Source organism: Mycolicibacterium sp. 624 (assembly GCF_040548615.1).
Lineage (GTDB): Bacteria > Actinomycetota > Actinomycetes > Mycobacteriales > Mycobacteriaceae > Mycobacterium.
On the sequence record NZ_JBEPRZ010000008.1, the window covers coordinates 161,461 to 180,783 of the forward strand.

Genomic DNA, 19,323 nt, shown 5'->3' on the forward strand with positions numbered 1-19,323 from the left:
GCTCCATCTGCAATCGACCGAACCACCCAAGGAGTACGACCGTGGACAATGCCACAGCACCACCGGAGGGACTGCGCGCGGGCGCCGTCACGCTTCCGGGAGCGATCATGCAGTCGATCACCACGATGTCGCCGGCAGTCAGCGTCATCTTCTCCGTGCCATTCCTGGCCGTGACCTCGGGCTACCTCAGCCCGTTGGCTGTCTTCCTCGCCGCCGTGGTGTCCTACCTGTTGGGCTACTCGCTGGCGCAACTGACACGCCATCTTCGCTCTGCTGGGTCCTACGGGTCCTTCACACGCCAACTCATCGGGCCGCGCTCAGCATTCATGGTCAGTTGGGTGTACCTACTGTTCTATCCCGTCGCCACGGCGATGCTGACCACCCTTCTCGGATCCACGATGCACCAGATTCTGTTGGCGAACTACGGGATTGACATCCCCTGGTGGCTACCGATGGTCGTGCTGATCGCAGTCGTGGCCCTGCTGGCGATTCGCGGGGTGGAGATGGCAGTGGGGGTCGTGGTGGTCCTCGGCCTCGCCGAGATCCTCATCATGTTGACGCTGTGTGTGTGGTGCCTCTTCGTACCTGGTGACGGCGGGACCAGCATTTCGTGGATATGGGGCGACAACAGCCCGGGGATGGGCGCCTTCTTCCTGGGATTCATCTTCAGCATCTACAACCTCACCGGCTGGGACAACGCGGCGACCCTGGGCGAGGAGACCTCGAACCCGTTGAAGAACGTGCCAAGAGCCGTGCTCGGATCGATCGTCATCATGGGCATCTTCGTCGTCATCACCACATGGGGTGAGATCACCGGGTGGGGTACGAATCAGCTTGCCACGATGGCGGATTCGGATATTCCACCGATCTTCGTGCTGGCCGAACGGCACTGGGGCGCCGCCTGGATCCTGGCCCCCATAGCCATGATCACCGCCATCATCGGCGCATGCCTGGCATGTATGAACGCATCGATTCGCATCTTCTACGAGATGGGACGCACCGGAACTCTGCCCGCAATCCTCGGACGCCTCAACCGCAACCGAACCCCCGGCAACGCTGTCGTGCTGCAAACCGTCCTGAACGTCGTCGTCGGGTTCCTTCTCGTCGGAACGGTTGGTCTGTCAGAGGTGTTCCCGTTCACGGGCCTGATGTTCGTGTTCGCACTCAACTTCGTCTACGTGCTGGCCAATTTCGCGGTGTGGCGGTTGTACCGCACCCGGGCGCTGTCGGAGTTCAACATCGTCAAACACGGCGCCATCCCAATCATCGGCTCCGTGGCGCTCGTCGCGGTCTCCTACATGTCGCTCAATCCGATCCCCGCGGCGCCACTGAACTGGGCACTCCCGGTCGTCATCGCCTGGTTCATCCTGGGCATCGCGATACTCGTCATTCGATCACTGCGCGGTGACACCGAATGGCTCACCCGCAGCGAGGAATTCGAGAAGGTCCAAACCTCAGAGTCAGCCGCACCTCCAGCCATGGAGCCGTCATGACTCGACGGGTGAAGGGCAGGGCGGGCACGGTCAGGATCGATGGAGGGTTAGCGAAGTGAGAGTTGTGGTGACCGGTGGCGCCGGCAGACTGGGCCGGTACGTGTGCTCAGCCGTGATGCGCCGCCACGAGGTGATCGTGGCCGACCGGCCGGCCACGATCGACGACGGCCGCGTCGTCGTCGACGTGCTCGACCCCGAGTCGTTGCGACGTGCGTTCGAGGGCGCGGACGCCGTCATCCATTTGGCCGGCGTGGACTACGACTTCCACACGCGCGCCGAGGACACCATCCGGGTTAATGCGCTGGGAACGTGGAATGTCCTCGAAGCCAGTGCGGAAGCCGGCGTTCGTCGTGTGGTGATGTGTTCCAGCGTCGCGGCAATGGGCCTGCACGAGATGCGCGACAACTGGAAACCGCTATTCCTGCCCATCTCCGAGGAGCATGCCGTCTCCCCCGTCGAGCCATACAGCGTGAGCAAAGCCGCAGCGGAGACCATGGCCCGCTCGTTCGTCGACGGCAATTCACTCGACGTCGTCTGCCTTCGGCCGTGCACCGTCGTGACGGCCGACAACCTGGAGACGCTGCTCGATCCCGACGGCGAGATCTTCCTGGGTGAGTACATCTGCGCCACGGACTGCGGTGAGGCCTTTCTCGCGGCGTTGGACGCCGCCTCGCCGGGGTTCGGTCCCTACCTCGTCGCTGCGGACGACACCCTGTCACCGAGGGACACGCTGGAGTTCCTGTCGGAGTCTCTCGGCGAGCTACCGGCCACCGTCGACGCCGAGCGCTACCGTGCCGACCCGCGCGCGAGCGCGTTCGACACGACGGCGATACGGCAGGCACTGAACTGGGCGCCGCGCATCACACGCGCGGAACTGCGCACCACCCTGATCGGCGGCGCCTGACGCCCAGGGCGGACCGGCACTCGCGAGGACTAACGCCAGCCGTCGGCGTCCTTGGCCGCCTGCAACAGCGCCTCGCACAGCTCGCGCAGTTCGTGGCTCTGCGCTCCCTCTTGTACCGCGGTCGCGACGTCCTCGGCGGCGCATCGCACCTGGAACACACGATCGGACAGCTGCGAGGCCTCGTCGGCCGTGAGCACCACGGCGTCAGGCGGTAGCGACGTGCCCTTCACCAGGGCGCGCTGCTCGTAGGCCCGCTGACGGCACGACTGCCTGCAGTACTGCCTGCGGCGGCCGATTCCGGCGTCGGCGACCTCCCGGCCGCACCATCGGCAGGGCTGCAGGCGATTGCGCCTGCCAGTTCCCGTCCCGGCGCCCATCCCCGTGCCCACTGTCACGGGACATGACTCTAAACCGAGTTCGGCGAGTATCCCGGTATCATGGACAGTTGGGTCGGGAACTTCGCGCAACTGTGTCGCGTTGACTCTTCCGGACGAAAAACGTATGACGAGAGGTGTTGACGATGGCTGATCGTGTATTGAGGGGCAGCCGCCTTGGAGCCGTGAGCTACGAGACGGACCGCAACCACGACTTGGCGCCCCGTCAGGTCGCCCGCTACCGCACCGACAACGGTGAGGAGTTCGAGGTCCCCTTCGCCGACGATGCCGAGATCCCCGGCACCTGGCCGTGCAAGAACGGCTTGGAAGGCACCCTCATCGATGGTGACGTGCCCGAGCAGAAGAAGGTCAAGCCGCCGCGTACGCACTGGGACATGCTGCTCGAGCGTCGTTCGTTGGAGGAACTCGACGAACTGCTCAAGGAGCGCATGGACATCATCAAGACGCGTCGCCGCGGCAGCGGCAGCTGACCCACGCCCTGCACGGCGTCGTGCGCTAGCGCACGACGCCGCGGGCGCGATCGAAGCGCCCGCGAATGCCCCACTGGGCGATCCTGAAGATCGCCTCGCGGATGTTGGACCCACTCATCTTGGACACCCCGAGTTCACGTTCGGTGAACGTGATCGGCACTTCGACGACCACGAAACCGGCGCTGATGGTGCGCCAGGTCAGATCGACCTGGAAGCAGTAGCCCTTGGAGTCGACGGCTGCCAGATCGATCTTCTCGAGGACCTCGCGACGGTACGCGCGGTAACCCGCCGTGATGTCGTGAACATCGACGCCCAGCAGAATCCTTGAGTAGCCGTTGGCCGTGCGCGACAGCAGCATCCGGCGCCGGGGCCAGTTCCGGACTGTGCCGCCGGGAACGTAGCGCGAGCCGATCGCGAGGTCCGCTCCCTTATCAACGGCATCGAGCAGCCGGTACAGCTCCTCGGGCGCGTGTGAGCCGTCTGCGTCCATCTCGACCAGTACGGAGTAGCCGCGGCCGAGACCCCAGCCGAAGCCCGCGACGTAGGCGGCCCCGAGGCCGCCCTTGCCCGCCCGATGCATGACATGGACACGATCCGGATCGGCCAGGGCCAGTTCGTTGGCCAGCTCACCCGTGCCGTCGGGGCTACCGTCATCGACGATGAGGACGTGCACGTCGGGGCGTGCCTTATGTACCCGGCCCAGGATCAACGGCAGATTCTCGCGCTCGTTGTAGGTCGGAATGATGACCAGCGTGCGCTGACTCGGGCGTTCGCCACCCATCGTCATGACACTCCTTCGCCGTTGCCCTTAGCTGCGGTCGCCGGTTGGCGACGACGCACGAAACCTCCATTGTGCAGCATCCCAGCGATGACAGCCCCAACACCGAGACTGACCAGCAGGGCCTGCACCACCGGCGCCCAGCGCGTGGCGGGCGTGATGTTTGATTTCAAACGGATCTGGCTGTCCAGATAGGCCGGCTCGAAGAACGCGGTCCGCGCCAGTTCACGACCGTCCGGCGCGATTATTGCGCTGATTCCGGTGGTGCCGGCGACCACGACGTACCGGTCGTGCTCGACGGCCCGCAGGCGCGCGAAGGCCAACTGCTGTGAACTCATCGCCTCGTTGAACGTCGCGTTGTTGGCCGGCACCGCCAGGAACTGCGCCCCCGCGAGTACCGACTCGCGGGCCGCTCGGTCGAAGATGACCTCCCAGCAGGTGGTGACGCCGATCGGGATGCCCGCCGCGTGCACCACGCCGTTGCCGTCGCCGGGAACGAAGTAGCCCGCCCGGTCGGCGAAGGAGGACAGCTTGGAGAAGAAGCTGCGCCACGGCAGGTACTCGCCGAACGGCTGCACGATCTTCTTGTCGTGCCGCTCGCCGGGGCCGTCGACGCCGTCCCAGACGATCGCCGTGTTGAGCGCCGCAGGATCACTCCGGCTGTATCCGGGAGCCGCGATCACCGCGCCGACCAGGATTGGGGCACGGATGGCCTCGGCGGCCATCGAGATCTGCTCGGCGGCGTCCTGGTTGGCCAGGGGGTCGATGTCCGAGGAGTTCTCCGGCCAGATCACCACGGCGGGCGCGGGCGCCCGGCCTGCGCGGACGTCGTCAGCCAGGCGCATGGTCTCGTTGACGTGGTTGTCCAGTACCGCGCGCCGTTGGGCGTTGAACTCCAGACCAAGCCGGGGCACGTTGCCCTGGATCGCGGCCACCGTGACGGGCTGCTCGTCACCGGCGCCGACACCGGACTGACGGACATGCGGCCCGGACAGCGCGACGATCAACAGGACCACCACGATGCACACACCCGGCACGACGACGGCAGGCGGTCCTGCCGAGGTGTCGGTCCGTTGCCACCACTGCACGCACTCCATCACGAGCGCCGCGAGAGCGAAGCCGGTCAGCACCGTCACGAAGGACACCAGCGGCGCACCACCGAAGTGCGCGACGACCAGCAGCGGGCTGTCTGTCTGACTGAACCCGACTGCACCCCAAGGGAATCCACCAAAGGGCACGACAGACTTCAGCCACTCCGCCAGCATCCAGACCCCGGCGAACCAGAGGGGCCAGCCCGGTAGTCGCCGCACGGTCACCGCGAGCAGCCCGAACACTGCGGCGAAGAGCGCCTGCAATACCGCGAGCATCACCCACGGCATTGCGCCGACAAGTCCGCTGATCCACGGCAACAGGGGTAGGTAGAAGGCCAGCCCGAACAGGAAGCCGTATCCGAGGCCCCCGGCCCTGGTGGTCTCCGGCCGGGTCAGCACCCAGGCCAGCAGCGCCATGGCGAGCAACGCCAGATACCACCACCCGAACGGCGGGAAGGCCAGGCACAGGAGCAGGCCCGCCGCGATCGACAGGGTCAGCCGCACCAACCGTGGCTGCAACGCGATCCACACCCGCCTCGATACGCGCGATGCCAGCGCGCGGACTCGCGACCCCTGATCGTCGGTGTTTTCGGGTTCGGCTGTGCCGGGCTCGGTCTCGACCGGCTCGGTCTTGGGGTGGTCACTCATGGAGGACTCGGCCCCGATGCACCGTCCGCAGGCACCGCGGCAATGGGTCGGCCGGGTCGAGCCTTGGCAACGCAGGCACCCGTGAACCCGGCTCGGTGGACCAGCGCTGCACCGTGTCGGTGGGGGCCGCGACCTCGAGACGCTCGGGTCCGCCGGAGATCTCCCACACCGCGTATGAGGCAGGCGCCCCGGGCACCAGGGTGCCGGTGACACCGTCCCGCACCCCCGCCGCCCGCCAGGCTCCCCTGGTCGCCGCCGAGAACGCGGCACGGGCCGAGATGGCGCTGCCCTTGGTCCGGTGATGTATCGCCGCACGCACCGTCCCCCAGGGTTCGATGCTGGTCACAGGCGCATCCGAGCCGAAGGCGAGTGGCACGCCCTTGGCCGCAAGCAACGCGAGTGGATTGAGCCCTGCGGCCCGATCCGCCCCGAGACGCTGCCCGTACATACCATCCCGACCGCCCCAGAGTGCGTCGAAGTTGGGCTGCATGCTGGCGATGACACCGCATGCGCCGAGCCGGGCGGCCTGATCGGCGTCGACCATCTCGAGATGTTCGAGCCGGTGGCCGCACCGGGCGACCGCAGGCGCGCCGAACTGGGCGACGACACGATCCATGGCGTCCACCACCGTCGCGACGGCGGCGTCGCCGATGACGTGGAACCCCGCGGGCACCCCGGCGGCGGTGCACGCCGCGAGGTGCGCCTCGACCGCCTCGGGAGTGAGATAGGCGTTGCCGCATGTGTCGGACGCGTCCTCGTACGGCGAGCTCAGCCAGGCAGTGTGTGAGCCCAGTGCGCCGTCGATGAACAGGTCACCGGCCAGACCGGCCGCCCCGGTGGTCGCAATCAGCTCCCGGGCTGCGTCGGCGGAGGCGACGGCCTCACCCCAATAGCCCACAACGTCGACGCCATGGTCGAGCGCGCGTACCGCGAGCCAGTCGTCGAGCCCACCGATCTCGGGCCCGGCACATTCGTGCACGGCGACAATGCCGGACCGCGCGGCCAGGTCCAGAGCGGATAGGCGGGCGGTGCGCAGTTGATCCGGGGTCAGCAGCGAGCGTGCGACCGCGCGGACCCGGTGGTGTGCCGCGGCGGTCAGCGGCTCCTGGGCCGCCCAGCCCGGCTCCGCCTCGAGGTCGGCGGTCAACCTCCGCAGCGCCGTGGACGCCACAGCGGAGTGCACGTCGACGCGTGCCAGGTATGCGGGCCGGTCACCGAGTAACGCATCGAGATCGGCCGTGGTCGGCGGAACCGGCCGCGGCCATGTCGTCTCATCCCAGCCGTGCCCCCAGATGGGCCCGTCGGGATGACGCCCCGCGTGTTCGGCGACCATCCGCAGCAGGTGGTCGAGTGATGTGGCACCACGTAGATCGAGACCGTCGACGGACAAGCCGGTGGCGGTCACGTGCACGTGGCTGTCGACGAACGCCGGTGCCACGAAGGCGCCATCGAGGTCAATCACCTCGGCGTCGGGAAACTGCGCCCGCCCGACGGTGTCCGATCCCAACCATCGCACCACTGCGTCCGGTCCGTCGCTGACCGCCATGGCAGTCGCGTCTGGCATGGCCGGGCTGTGGATCCGGCCATTGATCAGTAGCGTCGTCAAATCGGTCGAGGGGGCTGTGGCAAGGTGCTCTGCGCCGAATCCTGCTCCGAATCGGTGACGTCGATCACCTCACCGTCGATGTAGTCCCCGCGGGCCGGCGGGAATCCGTTCGGACCTGCCCTAAACCCGGTCTGGCCCGCGGTGGTGACGATGAGTGGCATGCGGCCCAGACGACGCGCGGCCAGCGCGGCGACCGCCGGACGCGCCAGGACACGAGTCGGCGGCGCGAGCAGTAACAGACCCAACGCCGAGGTGACCAGGCCGGGGATGACCGTCAGGACGGTGCCGATCGCGACGAGGGCGCCATCGGTGACCGCGCCCTGTGGGGACACCAGCCCCGACTGCAGCCGCTGGATCTGCCGCTTCAACTGGGAGCCGGCCAGCGCCAGACCGACGGCGAACGTCCCGACCAGCAGGAGGATCGTCCAGCCGAAGCCGATCGTGGAGGCAAGCCAGACGACCACCGCCAGTTCGACGAGGACGTACACCAGAAAGAGCCTCATAGCCATGTCCTGTTCAACGAATGCTCGGGCGGTCGGGTTCCTAGCCTGTGCCGGGGCGTGATGGCACGGCCTCCACCTCGATCGCAGCATGCACCTTGTCGACACCGCCGCGCAGCCGCGCCTGGGGCACCCACCACCACGCATGCCACCAATAGCGCTTGGTCACCATGTTGAACACGCGGCGAGTCTCGGATGCCGGGAGGTTGCGGGCCACCGCCTCGACGGGTTCCCCCTTGGGCTTGCCGAGGACACCGCACTTCTGGATCGTGACGCGCGGTGTGTTGTTGATGCGCTTGGTCTTCCACGAGCCGGCGTCGGTGCTGATCACCAGCTTGCCGCCGTCGGGCACACCCCACACCGCGGTCGGCTTGGCCCTGCCGTCCTTGGTGAAAGTCGTCAGCAGCAGGTACTTCTCGCGGTAGACGTCCGGGAATTTCGGGGCCATGTTCAGACAGCCGGCTTCAGCTCGATGGTCACATTCTTCTGCATTCCACCGCGCAGCTTCGAGAAGAAGTTGAACGTCTTACCGATGAGCCCGTAGCGCTTGCCGATGGCGTCGTAGGTGGCGCCATTGACCGATTTGTCCAGGACGGCCGCGGTGGCCTCCACCGCCTCACCCTTCGGTTTGCCGGCACGGTCGCACACGGCGATCGTCACCCGCGGGGTGTTGCGGATGCGCTTGACCTTCCACGACTGCTCCTGGGTGATCGCGACCAGCCCGTCGCCCGACGGCACGGCCCAGATGGCCGTCGGCTTCGGCCGGCCGTCCTTGGTGAACGTGGTCAGCAGGATGTACTCGGCCTTGGCGACGTCGGAGAAGGTGACGGTCATGGTGCCCAATCTATCTGCCCGACTCAGCCCGCCGAACCTGGACGTTGCGTCAGATGTCCCCAAACGGCACGGCGTAACGGATGGTGCCCGCGGGAATCTCGCTCCCGTCGAGGGCCAGCACCATGAGCGCGGCATCGGGAACCTCATCGCGCATCCTGACCCCGTGCGTGGAGGCCCGCGTAAATCCAAATCTCGGGTAGTAGTCGGGGTGCCCCAGGACGGTCACGAAGCGTTCATTCCGCTGCCTTGCCGCGTCGAGGGCCGCGCGGATGGCGGCAGATCCCGCTCCAGCTCGCTGATGCTCGGGAGGCACCGCGCACGGCCCCAGGCACAGCGCCGCTACGTCGCCGATATGGCACCGTGTGAGAAGCGCGTAACCAGCGGGCTCACCGACGTCGGTTGTGGACACCATCGAAAGTCCGTCAATCCAAGCGGGATCCGTGCGGAGTGTGTCGACGAGATCGGCTTCCTCGGCCGTCTCGAAGGCCGCGAGATTTATCCGCCGAACAGACGCTATATCGGCGTCGGTCTCCGGACGGGTGAGCCAGTGCGGATGCGTAGTCATCCCTCGAGGTCGCCCTCGGTCTCCAACAGCACCTGGCGCAGCCCGTCGAGAGTCGCCTGCTCCGGTTCGGCCCACATGCCCCGGCCCGCGGCCTCGAGCAACCGCTCGGCCATACCGTGCAGCGCCCACGGGTTGGACTCGTTCATGAACTTGCGGTTCTCATCGTCCAGCACGTACTCACCGGCCAGTCGTTCATACATCCAGTCGGCCATCACGCCGGCGGTGGCGTCGTAGCCGAACAGGTAGTCAACCGTGGCGGCCATCTCGAATGCGCCCTTGTAGCCGTGCCTGCGCATGGCGGCCATCCACCGCGGGTTGACCACCCTGGCCCGGAACACTCGGGTGGTCTCCTCCGACAGTGTGCGGGTGCGCACCGAGTCCGGTCGGGTGTTGTCCCCGATGTAGGCCGCCGGGTCGCGTCCGGTCAGCGCCCGGACCGTGGCCACCATGCCGCCGTGGTACTGGAAGTAGTCGTCGGAGTCGGCGATGTCGTGCTCGCGGGTGTCGGTGTTCTTGGCCGCGACGGCGATGCGGCGGTACGCGGTCTCCATGTCCTCGGATGCCGGGGCACCGTCGAGGCCGCGGCCGTAGGCGAAACCGCCCCACGCCGTGTACACCTGCGCCAGGTCGGCGTCGTCGCGCCAGTTCCTGCTGTCGATGAGCTGCAGTAGCCCGGCGCCGTAGGTACCGGGCTTCGATCCGAAGATCCGTGTCGTCGCGCGCCGCTGGTCGCCGTGCTCGGCGAGGTCGACCCGGCTGTGGGCGCGCACGTAGTTGTCCTCGTCGGCCTCATCGAGTCCGGCGACGAGGCTGACCGCGTCGTCGAGCATCGTGACGACGTGCGGGAACGCGTCGCGGAAGAAGCCGGAGATCCGGACTGTCACGTCGATGCGCGGCCGGCCCAGCTCCCCGAGATCGATCGGCTCGAGTGAGACGACGCGGCGGGACGCCTCATCCCACACCGGCCGAACACCGAGCAGCGCAAGGACTTCGGCGATGTCATCGCCGGAGGTGCGCATCGCCGAGGTCCCCCACACCGAGAGCCCGACCGATCGGGGCCATTCACCGTGATCGCCGCGGTATCGCTCGAGCAGTGAATCAGCAAGCGCCACACCGGTTTCCCAGGCCAGCCGGGACGGCACCGCCTTGGGGTCCACCGAGTAGAAGTTCCGGCCGGTGGGCAGCACGTTGACCAGGCCGCGCAGCGGCGAGCCGGACGGGCCCGAGGCGATGAACCCACCATCGAGGGCCAGCAGGATCTGGTCGATCTCACGCGACGTGCCCCGCAGCCGCGGCACCACCTCGTCCGCGGCGAAGCGCAGCACACTGGCCACCACCGGATCCGCGGTGATTCCGTCGACCGCCGCTGCATCCCAGCCGCTTTCCTGCAGCGCGGCCACCAGTTCGCGCGCCTTGCCCTCGGCCGCGTCGACCGATGCCCGGTCGTCGTGGCCGTCCTCGGCCAGACCCAGCGCCTCACGCAGGCCCGGCACGTGCTGCTCACCACCGAACAGTTGGCGGGCGCGCAGGATGGCCAGCACCAGGTCGAGTTCGACGTCGTCGGCGGGTGCCTGACCCAGCACGTGCAGGCCGTCCCGGATCTGGACGTCCTTGATCTCGCACAGCCAGCCGTCGACGTGCAGCAGCATGTCGTCGAACGCGTCCTCGTCGGGGCGGTCCGCCAGGCCCAGATCGTGGTCCATCTTCGCGGCACGCATGAGCGTCCAGATCTGCTGACGGATCGCGGGCAGCTTGCCGGGATCCAGCGACGCGATGTTGGAGTGCTCGTCGAGCAGCTGCTCGAGACGTGCGATGTCGCCGTAGCTCTCGGCGCGCGCCATCGGCGGAATCAGGTGGTCCACCAACACGGCGTGCGCACGGCGCTTGGCCTGGGTGCCCTCGCCCGGGTCGTTGACGAGGAACGGGTACACCAGCGGCAGGTCGCCCAGCGCCGCGTCCGTGCCGCAGCCCGCCGACATGCCCAGTGTCTTACCCGGCAGCCACTCGAGGTTGCCGTGCTTGCCCAGGTGCACCATCACGTCGGCGCCGAACTCCGCTGAGATCCAGTGGTAGGCAGCCAGATAGTGGTGACTCGGCGGCAGGTCGGGGTCGTGGTAGATCGCCACCGGGTTCTCGCCGAAGCCGCGCGGCGGCTGGACCAGGATCACGATATTGCCCGATTGCATTGCGGCGATGACGATCTCACCGTCGGGGTCACGGCTGCGGTCGACGAACAGCTCACCCGGGGCCGGACCCCAGTGCTTGGTGACGGCGTCGGTGAAGCCTGTCGGCAGGGTGGCGAACCACGCCCGGTAGTCGGCTGCCGACACCCTGATCGGGTTGCCCGTCAGCTGCTGGTCGGTGAGCCAGGCGGGATCCTGCCCGCCGCGTGCGATCAGCTCGTGCACGAGGGCGTCACCGTCGCCGGCGTCGACACCCGGCACGTCGCCTATCTGGTATCCCACTTCGCGCATGGCCCGCAACAGCGCAACAGCGCTGGCCGGGGTGTCCAGTCCGACGGCATTGCCGATCCGGGCGTGCTTGGTGGGGTAGGCCGAGAACACGATGGCGACCCGCTTGTCGGCGGGCGCGATGTGACGCAGCCGGGCGTGCCGCACGGCCAGTCCGGCCACCCGCGCGCACCGTTCGGGATCGGCGACATAGGAGATCAGGCCCTCGTCGTCGATCTCCTTGAACGAGAACGGAACCGTGATGATCCGCCCGTCGAACTCGGGAACCGCCACCTGGGTGGCGACATCCAGCGGGCTCATTCCATCGTCGTTGTCATCCCACTGGGCCCGCGAGCTGGTCAGGCACAGACCCTGAAGGATCGGGATGCCGAGTGCGGCCAGATGCGCGACGTCCCAGCTGTCGTCGGATCCGCCTGCGCCGACGCTGGCAGGCGTGGCGCCTCCCGCGGCAAGCACGGTCGTCACCATCGCGTCGACCGTGCCGAGCAGTTCCAGCAGCGCGGGTTCGGCGGTACGCAGCGACGCGCAGTACACCGGTACCGGGCTACCACCGGCGCCCTCGATGGCCTGGCACAGCGCCTCGACATACTCGGTGTTACCCGCCAGGTGCTGCGCGCGGTAGTAGAGGACGGCGACGCGGGGCCCCGCCACATCGACGCCGGCGGTGCGCTCCAGTACGCCCCACGTCGGGGTCGCCACCGGTGGCGCGAAGCCGAAGCCGGTCATCAGCAGGGTGTCCGACAGGAAGGCGTGCAGCTGGCGGAGGTTCTCCACGCCGCCCTGGGCAAAGTAGACGTGCGTCTGGAGCGCGACGCCCGCGGGCACCGTCGAGTGGCTCATCAGATCCGCGTCGGGCGTCTGCTCGCCGCTGATCACGACAGTGGGCAGCCCCGCGGCGACGACCTGGTCGATACCGTCCTCCCAGGCGCGGTATCCACCGAGGATGCGGATCACGACCGCGTCTGCGCCGTCCAGCAACTCGGCGAGTTCACCGTCGATCAGTCGCGACGGGTTGGCCCAGCGGTAGCCGGCGTCACCGGCCCGGGCCGCGATGAGGTCTGTGTCCGAGGTCGACAGCAGCAGGATGGTCGGAGCGCTAGGCGATTCAGGCACGCACCATTGTTACCCATGTCGCCCGGCGCCTGGGCAGCCACCGATCACGGTGATCCGCCTATCACGCCGGGCGGGCAGGCCTCAGCGGTGGTCGTTGCCCCAGCGGCTGTGCCAGGTGTCCCGGTACGGCAGGCCGAATCCGATGACCATCAGTCCGAGCGCTGCTCCCAAAGCCATGAGTGCGAGCATTGCGATTCCTCTCTGTCATCCGTCCGCCGACTCCACTGTCGCGAATACTGCTGGCAAACGGTGCTTCTCAGAACGTAATACCGCCGGTACCGCATTCCGAACTTTCGTGTGGCACGGAACACACACGGCGATTTGGTGACACAGGTCACACCCCGACTATCGGTGGCCCGCGGTCACCACGGACTATTGCTCGGCCCGGTTGAAATGGTGGTCAGGTCCGCCCCGTTTTGAGGCAATGGCTCCATGACCAACTCCCCCGTCATCGTCAAGTTGGGCGCCCACATCGGGGCCCGAGTCGACGGCGTACGACTGGACGGTGACCTCGACCGTCACACCGTCACGGCGATCAACGATGCACTGCTGACCCACAAGGTCATCTTCTTCCGCGGCCAACACCATGTGGATGACGACACACAGCTGGCCGTTGCCAGGACGCTCGGCACGCCGACGCTCGCGCACCCCACGGTGCTGTCGCGCGGCACCGACGTGCTGCCCATCGACTCCCGGTACGACAAGGCCAACTCCTGGCACACCGACGTCACGTTCGTCGACCGCGTGCCCAAGGCCTCACTCCTGCGCGCCGTCACACTGCCGGAGTACGGGGGCACCACGACGTGGGCGTCGACCGAGGCGGCCTATGACCAACTCCCCGAACCACTTCGGTTGCTGGTCGAGAACCTGCGCGCCATCCACACCAATGACTACGACTACGTGCGGGACGTCGATGAGCGCATCGACCAGAGTGCGGACACCATCCGCGCCTACCGCGACGAGTTCGTCTCCGACGTCTACGAGACGGAGCACCCGGTGGTTCGGATACACCCGGAGACGGGCCGGCGCGTGCTGCTGCTTGGCCACTTCGTGAAGCGCTTCGTCGGGCTCGGGTCGGCGGAGTCGGCGACGCTGCTCGCCCTGCTGCAGGCCCGGGTGACACGGCTGGAGAACACGATCCGGTGGAACTGGCAGCCGGGCGACCTGGCCATCTGGGACAACCGCGCCACACAGCACTATGCGGTGTCGGACTACGACGACCAGTACCGCAGGCTGAGCCGGGTCACGCTGGCCGGTGACATCCCCGTCGACGTGCACGGCGCGCCCAGCCGCGTCATCGCAGGCGACGCGTCGCACTACTCCGAGGTCGTGACCCCTTCCGGATTCACCGCGAGGCTGGCCGCCGTACCGTAGACGGGTGGCCCGAGATCGCGACGACGACGCCTGCCCCGGCGCACTGCAGGTGCACCAGGCCGCGGACGGCGCGTTGGCACGGGTGCGGCTTCCCGGCGGGATGATCGACGCCGGGCAGTTGGCCGCACTGGCCATCGCCGCGCAGCGCTTCGGCTCACCGGCAATGGAACTCACCTCGCGCGGCAACATCCAGATTCGTGCCGTCAGCGATCCACCGGCGCTCGCCGATGCCATCGCCGCCGCCGGGCTCCTCCCCTCGGCCAGCCACGAGCGGGTGCGCAATATCGTCGCCTCACCGCTGTCGGGTCGCCACGGCGGCGAGGGGGACGTCCGCCCCCTGGTGCTGGGTCTGGACGAGGCCATCCAGGGCGATCCCCGACTCGCGCGGCTGCCCGGACGGTTCATGTTCGCCCTCGACGACGGCCGCGGCGACGTGTCGGGCCTGGGTGCCGATGTCGGCGTGCACCTGCTGACACCCGATCACGCGGCACTGCTGGTCGCCGGTGTCGACACCGGCGTGCGCGTGCCGGCGGCTGACGTCATCACCACGCTGACCGCCGTCGCCGCCAGGTTCGTCGATGTGCGCGGAAAGTCCTGGCGCGCGAAGGAACTCGACGATGCCGACGTTCTGCTGACGGGTCTGCCGAGAACCGCCGAGCCGGGCCGGACCTGGCCACCCGTGATGGCTCCGCCGGTCGGGTGGATCGCCCAACGCGATGGCAGGGTCGCACTCGGCGCCGCCGTGCCGTTGGGCGTACTGGAGGCCAGAGCCGCCGAGTTCCTGGCCGCTGTCGACGCGCCGCTGGTGATCACGCCGTGGCGGTCGGTGGTGGTGTGCGATGTCGACGAGGACGTCGCGGATGCCGCGCTGCGGGTTTTGGCGCCCCAGGGCCTGGTGTTCGATGCCACCTCGCCGTGGCTGTCGGTCAGCGCCTGCACTGGCAGCCCGGGATGCGATCACTCGGCCGCTGATGTCCGTCGCGACGCGGCGGACGCCGCCCTGCAGCCCGCCGACACCCACCGGCACTTCGTCGGGTGTGAACGCGCCTGCGGGGCGCCGCCCGTCGGTGAGGTACTGGTGGCGACCGGGGACGGCTACGTGCCACGCCACCCGTAGGGTGATCGCGTGCTGGACTACACCCGCGACGCGGCGGAGATCTACCGGCAGTCGTTCGCAACCATTCGCGCGGAGGCTGACCTGGCGCGCTTCCCCGACGATGTGTCACGCGTCGTGGTGCGCCTGATCCACACCTGCGGGCAGGTCGACGTCACCGAACACGTCGCGTTCACCGACGACGTGGTCACCCGCGCCCATGCCGCGCTGACCTCGGGCGCACCGGTGCTGTGCGACTCGTCGATGGTGGCCGCGGGTATCACCCGGTCACGACTTCCCGCCGACAACGAGGTCGTCTCGCTGGTCGCCGATCCCCGCGCCGCCGATCTTGCCGCCCAGCTCGGCAGCACCCGCTCGGCTGCCGCGGTCGACCTGTGGGCCGATCGCCTCGGCGGCGCGGTAGTGGCCATCGGCAACGCCCCGACGGCTCTGTTCCGGTTGCTCGAACTGCTCGACGAGGGTGCACCGACGCCCGCGGCGGTGCTGGGCGGACCCGTCGGCTTCGTCGGATCGGCCCAGTCCAAACAGGAGCTGATCGAGCGTCCACGCGGTATGTCCTACCTGGTGGTGACCGGCAGACGCGGCGGAAGTGCGATGGCCGCCGCCGCGGTCAACGCGATTGCGAGCGTCCACGAATGAGCCAAGTCGGAACCCTCTGGGGTGTGGGACTGGGCCCCGGCGACCCTGAACTCGTCACCGTCAAGGCGGCCCGTGTGATCGGTGAGGCCGACGTCGTGGCCTATCACAGCGCGCGCCACGGCCGCAGCATCGCTCGCCGCATCGCCGAGCCATACCTGCGCGACGGTCAGATCGAGGAGCACCTCGTCTACCCCGTGACCATCGAGACCACCGACCACCCCGGTGGTTACGCGGGCGCGATGGAGGACTTCTACCGCGAGTCAGCCGACCGCATCGCCGTCCACCTCGAAGCCGGCCGCAATGTCGCGCTGCTGGCCGAGGGCGACCCGCTCTTCTACAGCTCCTACATGCACATGCACACCCGGCTCACCTCGCGATTCCAGGCGGTCATCGTGCCAGGGGTGACCTCGGTGAGCGCAGCATCGGCCGCTACCGGCACGCCGTTGGTACAGGGCGACGAGGTGCTGACGATCCTGCCCGGCACCCTGCCACCCGACGAGCTGCGCAGGCGGCTGCGGGATACCGACGCCGCGGTGGTGCTCAAGCTCGGCCGGTCCTACCCCGCTGTGCGGGAGGCACTCTCGGCGACGGGCCGGATCGACGACGCGTTCTACGTGGAACGGGCCAGCACCACCGAGCAGCGCGTGTTGCCCGCAGCCGACGCCGACGCCGACGCGGTGCCCTACTTCGCCCTGGCGATGCTGCCCGGTATGACACCGCGACCGGCACAGTCCCAGGGCAGTGTCGCGGTGATCGGGCTGGGTCCCGGTGACGCCGACTGGATCACCCCTCAGTCCCGACGTGAACTGGCCGCCGCCACCGACCTGATCGGCTACGGGCCGTATCTGGACCGCATCGGCGCCCGTGACGGTCAGACGCGGCACCCCAGCGATAACACCGACGAACCGGCCCGTGCCCGACTCGCCTGCGAACTCGCCGAGCAGGGCCGCGCGGTGGCCGTCATCTCCTCGGGTGATCCCGGTGTGTTCGCGATGGCCACCGCCGTGCTCGAGGAGGCCGAGGACTGGCCCGGTGTCGACGTGCGGGTGATACCCGCGATGACGGCGGCCCAGGCCGTCGCCAGCCGGGTCGGGGCGCCACTCGGGCACGACTACGCCGTCATATCGCTGTCCGATCGGCTCAAGCCGTGGGACGTCATCGCCGCGAGGCTCACCGCCGCAGCCACCGCCGACCTGGTGCTGGCGATCTACAACCCCGCCTCCAAGACCAGGACATGGCAGGTCGGCGCCATGCGCGACCTGCTACTCGAGCACCGCGACCCCGCCACCCCTGTGGTGATCGGCCGTGATGTGTCCGGTCCGAAGGAGCACGTCAAGGTCGTGGCGCTGGGCGATCTCGACCCCGCCGACGTCGACATGCGATGCCTGCTCATCATCGGCTCGTCGCAGACTCGGTGGCAGTCCAACGGATCCGGTGACCGCGTCTACACGCTCCGCAGATACCCCGGCTGAACACTGCTGACTCCTGTCGAAGATCGTTGACAGCTGTCAGTACTGCGATTAGCGTCACGCGGCATGACCTCTGGCTCCGGGATGGCCCTCTCAATTCCCCGTAGCCCGGCGGACGTGACGCCGCAATGGCTGCAGACCGTGCTGCAGGCCGAGATCAGTTCGGTCGACGTGACTCCGATCGGGACCGGGCAGACCGGCGCCACCTACCGCATCGCGGTCGGCTACGCATCCGAGCAACCCGAACTGCCCGCCACCTTCGCGATCAAACTGTCATCCCAGGACGACGCCGTACGCGAACGGGTGGCGCTCGGCTACCGGTCGGAACACGCCTTCTATGCCGACGTTGCCGGCCTCGTCCGTATCCCGATCCCGCAGCACTTTTACTGCGACATCTCCTCCGACGGCGGCGATTTCGTTCTGCTGCTCGCCGATATGGCACCCGCCGTGCAGGGCGACCAGATCGGCGGATGCTCGCCGGCCGAGGCGGCCCTGGGAGTCAAGGCGTTGGCCGGACTGCACGGACCCACCTGGTGCGACCCCAGGTGGGTCGACTTCCCCGGCTTGGCCATGTCGTTGACGACCGATGACGCCATCAAGGGTCTCGGTGACATCGCGGTGATGGCCACCCAGATCACACTGGAACGGCTCGGCACACGGATGAGCGCCGAGGACCGCGATACGACCACCGAGGCCATGTCGATGGTCGCGCAGTGGCTGCTGGCCGACCGCGACCGATTCTCACTGATGCACGGTGACTATCGCCTCGACAACATGCTGTTCGACCCCGACCGGACTCGCGTGACCGTCGTGGACTGGCAGACACTGGGTGTCGGTCTGCCCGCGCGGGACCTCGCCTACTTCACCGGAACCAGCCTGCTCCCCGCCGCGCGGGCATCCTCCGACGAGGACCTGGTCTCCACCTACTACGCGGAGCTATTGTGTTACGGCATCGCCGATTACGACCGCGAGACATGCTGGCGCGACTACCGGGTGGGCATGCTGCAGGTGCCGCTGCTGTCGGTACTCGGGTGCGCCTTCGCCATCTCGACCGAGCGCGGCGACGACATGATGCTGGTGATGCTCGAGCGCGGCTGTCAGGCGATCCGCGATCTGGGCAGCCTGGATCTCGTCAGAGCGCTCTGACCCAGTCGACCGCCTCGGCGACGGTCGGCACCGCATGCACACCCTCGGGCAGCGCCGGGCGGTCCACCATGACGACGGGAACCCCGAGCTCGTTGGCGGCGTCCAGCTTGGCCCGCGTCATGGAGCCACCGCTGTTCTTGGTCACCAACGCGTCAATCTGCTTGGTCACCAGCAGATCCCGCTCGCCGTCGAGATGATAGGGACCCCGCGACAGGAGTAGTTCGTGGCGGGGCGGCAGCTCGTGGTCCTGCGGCGGCGTCACCGCCCTGATCAGAAACCAGGCATCGACACGGGCGAACGCCGCCGCGCCGCTGCGGCCCGTGGTCAGGAAGACCCGCGAGAAGCCGCTCTCGGCAACGACATTCGCGGCGGCCAAGTCCGATTCGACCAGGATGGCGTCACCGGGCGCCCACGCCGGCCGGGCCAGCACCAGGTGCGGCACGCCGGTTTCGCGACACGCCGCGGTCGCGTTCGCGGTGATGGTGGCCGCGAACGGATGGGTTGCGTCGACGACTGCGCCGATGTCGTTGTCCGCCAGCCACCGGGTCAGGCCGGCGACGCCTCCGAAACCACCGATTCGCACCGGCCCGACGGGTAGCGCCGGGTCGGGCACCCGTCCGGCCAGCGAGCTGACGATATCGGTCTGCGGATGCAATCGTGCGGCCAGCGCACGCGCCTCGGAGGTGCCACCGAGCAGCAGGACGCGGGCCATC

The 19,323-nt window shown here is 68.1% G+C and carries 18 protein-coding genes; 8 read left to right on the forward strand and 10 right to left on the reverse strand.

From position 1 onward, the window contains the following. Positions 1 to 41: 41 nt before the first annotated feature. Both ABIA65_RS27460 and ABIA65_RS27465 read left to right on the forward strand, forming a co-directional pair. Entirely contained in the window at positions 42 to 1,493 is a 1,452-nt protein-coding gene (locus ABIA65_RS27460; RefSeq protein ID WP_241404860.1) for an APC family permease, read from the forward strand. Positions 1,494 to 1,548: 55 nt separating this feature from the next. Next, positions 1,549 to 2,397, forward strand: a complete 849-nt coding sequence (locus ABIA65_RS27465) for an NAD-dependent epimerase/dehydratase family protein (RefSeq protein WP_354525537.1) — start codon at positions 1,549 to 1,551, stop codon at positions 2,395 to 2,397. Between the two features lie 29 nt (positions 2,398 to 2,426). Here ABIA65_RS27465 and ABIA65_RS27470 read toward each other — a convergent pair whose 3' ends face one another. Beyond that, positions 2,427 to 2,774, reverse strand: coding sequence for a hypothetical protein (locus ABIA65_RS27470; protein WP_241405615.1), 348 nt, complete (start codon positions 2,772 to 2,774; stop codon positions 2,427 to 2,429). Between the two features lie 143 nt (positions 2,775 to 2,917). Here ABIA65_RS27470 and ABIA65_RS27475 point away from each other — a divergent pair, with 143 nt between their 5' ends. Continuing rightward, on the forward strand, positions 2,918 to 3,262 hold the full coding sequence (locus ABIA65_RS27475) for an RNA polymerase-binding protein RbpA (protein ID WP_241404858.1): 345 nt from the start codon (positions 2,918 to 2,920) through the stop codon (positions 3,260 to 3,262). Between the two features lie 25 nt (positions 3,263 to 3,287). On the opposite strand, the gene ABIA65_RS27480 is transcribed toward ABIA65_RS27475, so the two are convergent. From ABIA65_RS27480 to cobN, 8 genes are read right to left on the reverse strand one after another with little or no spacing between them, the layout of a single operon-like run. Then, positions 3,288 to 4,049 carry a polyprenol monophosphomannose synthase gene (locus ABIA65_RS27480; RefSeq protein WP_241404857.1) on the reverse strand — a complete coding sequence of 254 codons (762 nt, stop codon included), beginning with the start codon at positions 4,047 to 4,049 and terminating at the stop codon, positions 3,288 to 3,290. Continuing rightward, positions 4,046 to 5,779 (reverse strand): apolipoprotein N-acyltransferase, encoded by a 1,734-nt coding sequence (gene lnt, locus ABIA65_RS27485; RefSeq protein WP_354525538.1) that lies wholly within the window; start codon positions 5,777 to 5,779, stop codon positions 4,046 to 4,048. The genes ABIA65_RS27480 and lnt overlap by 4 nt, the downstream gene beginning before the upstream one ends. Next, positions 5,772 to 7,385, reverse strand: a complete 1,614-nt coding sequence (locus tag ABIA65_RS27490) for an amidohydrolase (protein WP_354525539.1) — start codon at positions 7,383 to 7,385, stop codon at positions 5,772 to 5,774. The genes lnt and ABIA65_RS27490 overlap by 8 nt, the downstream gene beginning before the upstream one ends. Beyond that, positions 7,382 to 7,894: an FxsA family protein gene (locus tag ABIA65_RS27495; RefSeq protein ID WP_241404854.1), complete on the reverse strand. Its 513-nt coding sequence runs from the start codon at positions 7,892 to 7,894 to the stop codon at positions 7,382 to 7,384. The genes ABIA65_RS27490 and ABIA65_RS27495 overlap by 4 nt, the downstream gene beginning before the upstream one ends. A gap of 34 nt (positions 7,895 to 7,928) precedes the next feature. Further along, the gene (locus tag ABIA65_RS27500; protein WP_354525540.1) at positions 7,929 to 8,333 is read right to left on the reverse strand and encodes a PPOX class F420-dependent oxidoreductase; all 405 of its coding nucleotides are present in this window, start codon (positions 8,331 to 8,333) and stop codon (positions 7,929 to 7,931) included. Between the two features lie 2 nt (positions 8,334 to 8,335). Continuing rightward, the gene (locus ABIA65_RS27505) at positions 8,336 to 8,719 is read right to left on the reverse strand and encodes a PPOX class F420-dependent oxidoreductase (RefSeq protein ID WP_241404852.1); all 384 of its coding nucleotides are present in this window, start codon (positions 8,717 to 8,719) and stop codon (positions 8,336 to 8,338) included. A 49-nt stretch (positions 8,720 to 8,768) separates the two neighbouring features. After that, complete coding sequence (locus ABIA65_RS27510; protein ID WP_241404851.1) at positions 8,769 to 9,284, reverse strand: GNAT family N-acetyltransferase; 516 nt, start codon at positions 9,282 to 9,284, stop codon at positions 8,769 to 8,771. Then, positions 9,281 to 12,868 carry a cobaltochelatase subunit CobN gene (gene cobN / locus ABIA65_RS27515; RefSeq protein ID WP_241404850.1) on the reverse strand — a complete coding sequence of 1,196 codons (3,588 nt, stop codon included), beginning with the start codon at positions 12,866 to 12,868 and terminating at the stop codon, positions 9,281 to 9,283. Before cobN ends, ABIA65_RS27510 begins: the two co-directional genes overlap by 4 nt. Before the next feature lie 432 nt (positions 12,869 to 13,300). Here cobN and ABIA65_RS27520 point away from each other — a divergent pair, with 432 nt between their 5' ends. From ABIA65_RS27520 to ABIA65_RS27540, 5 genes are all read left to right on the forward strand, one after another. Then, complete coding sequence (locus ABIA65_RS27520) at positions 13,301 to 14,242, forward strand: TauD/TfdA dioxygenase family protein (protein WP_354525541.1); 942 nt, start codon at positions 13,301 to 13,303, stop codon at positions 14,240 to 14,242. A gap of 4 nt (positions 14,243 to 14,246) precedes the next feature. After that, positions 14,247 to 15,359 carry a precorrin-3B synthase gene (gene cobG / locus ABIA65_RS27525; protein WP_354525542.1) on the forward strand — a complete coding sequence of 371 codons (1,113 nt, stop codon included), beginning with the start codon at positions 14,247 to 14,249 and terminating at the stop codon, positions 15,357 to 15,359. Positions 15,360 to 15,368: 9 nt separating this feature from the next. Continuing rightward, positions 15,369 to 15,995, forward strand: a complete 627-nt coding sequence (locus ABIA65_RS27530; protein ID WP_241404847.1) for a precorrin-8X methylmutase — start codon at positions 15,369 to 15,371, stop codon at positions 15,993 to 15,995. Next, positions 15,992 to 17,467: a precorrin-2 C(20)-methyltransferase gene (locus tag ABIA65_RS27535; RefSeq protein WP_354525543.1), complete on the forward strand. Its 1,476-nt coding sequence runs from the start codon at positions 15,992 to 15,994 to the stop codon at positions 17,465 to 17,467. The genes ABIA65_RS27530 and ABIA65_RS27535 overlap by 4 nt, the downstream gene beginning before the upstream one ends. Before the next feature lie 63 nt (positions 17,468 to 17,530). Further along, entirely contained in the window at positions 17,531 to 18,610 is a 1,080-nt protein-coding gene (locus ABIA65_RS27540) for a phosphotransferase family protein (RefSeq protein ID WP_354525544.1), read from the forward strand. Here ABIA65_RS27540 and ABIA65_RS27545 read toward each other — a convergent pair. Continuing rightward, positions 18,597 to 19,322: a cobalt-precorrin-6A reductase gene (locus tag ABIA65_RS27545; RefSeq protein ID WP_354525545.1), complete on the reverse strand. Its 726-nt coding sequence runs from the start codon at positions 19,320 to 19,322 to the stop codon at positions 18,597 to 18,599. The two genes, ABIA65_RS27540 and ABIA65_RS27545, sit on opposite strands and share 14 nt — an antisense overlap. Position 19,323 lies beyond the last annotated feature (1 nt).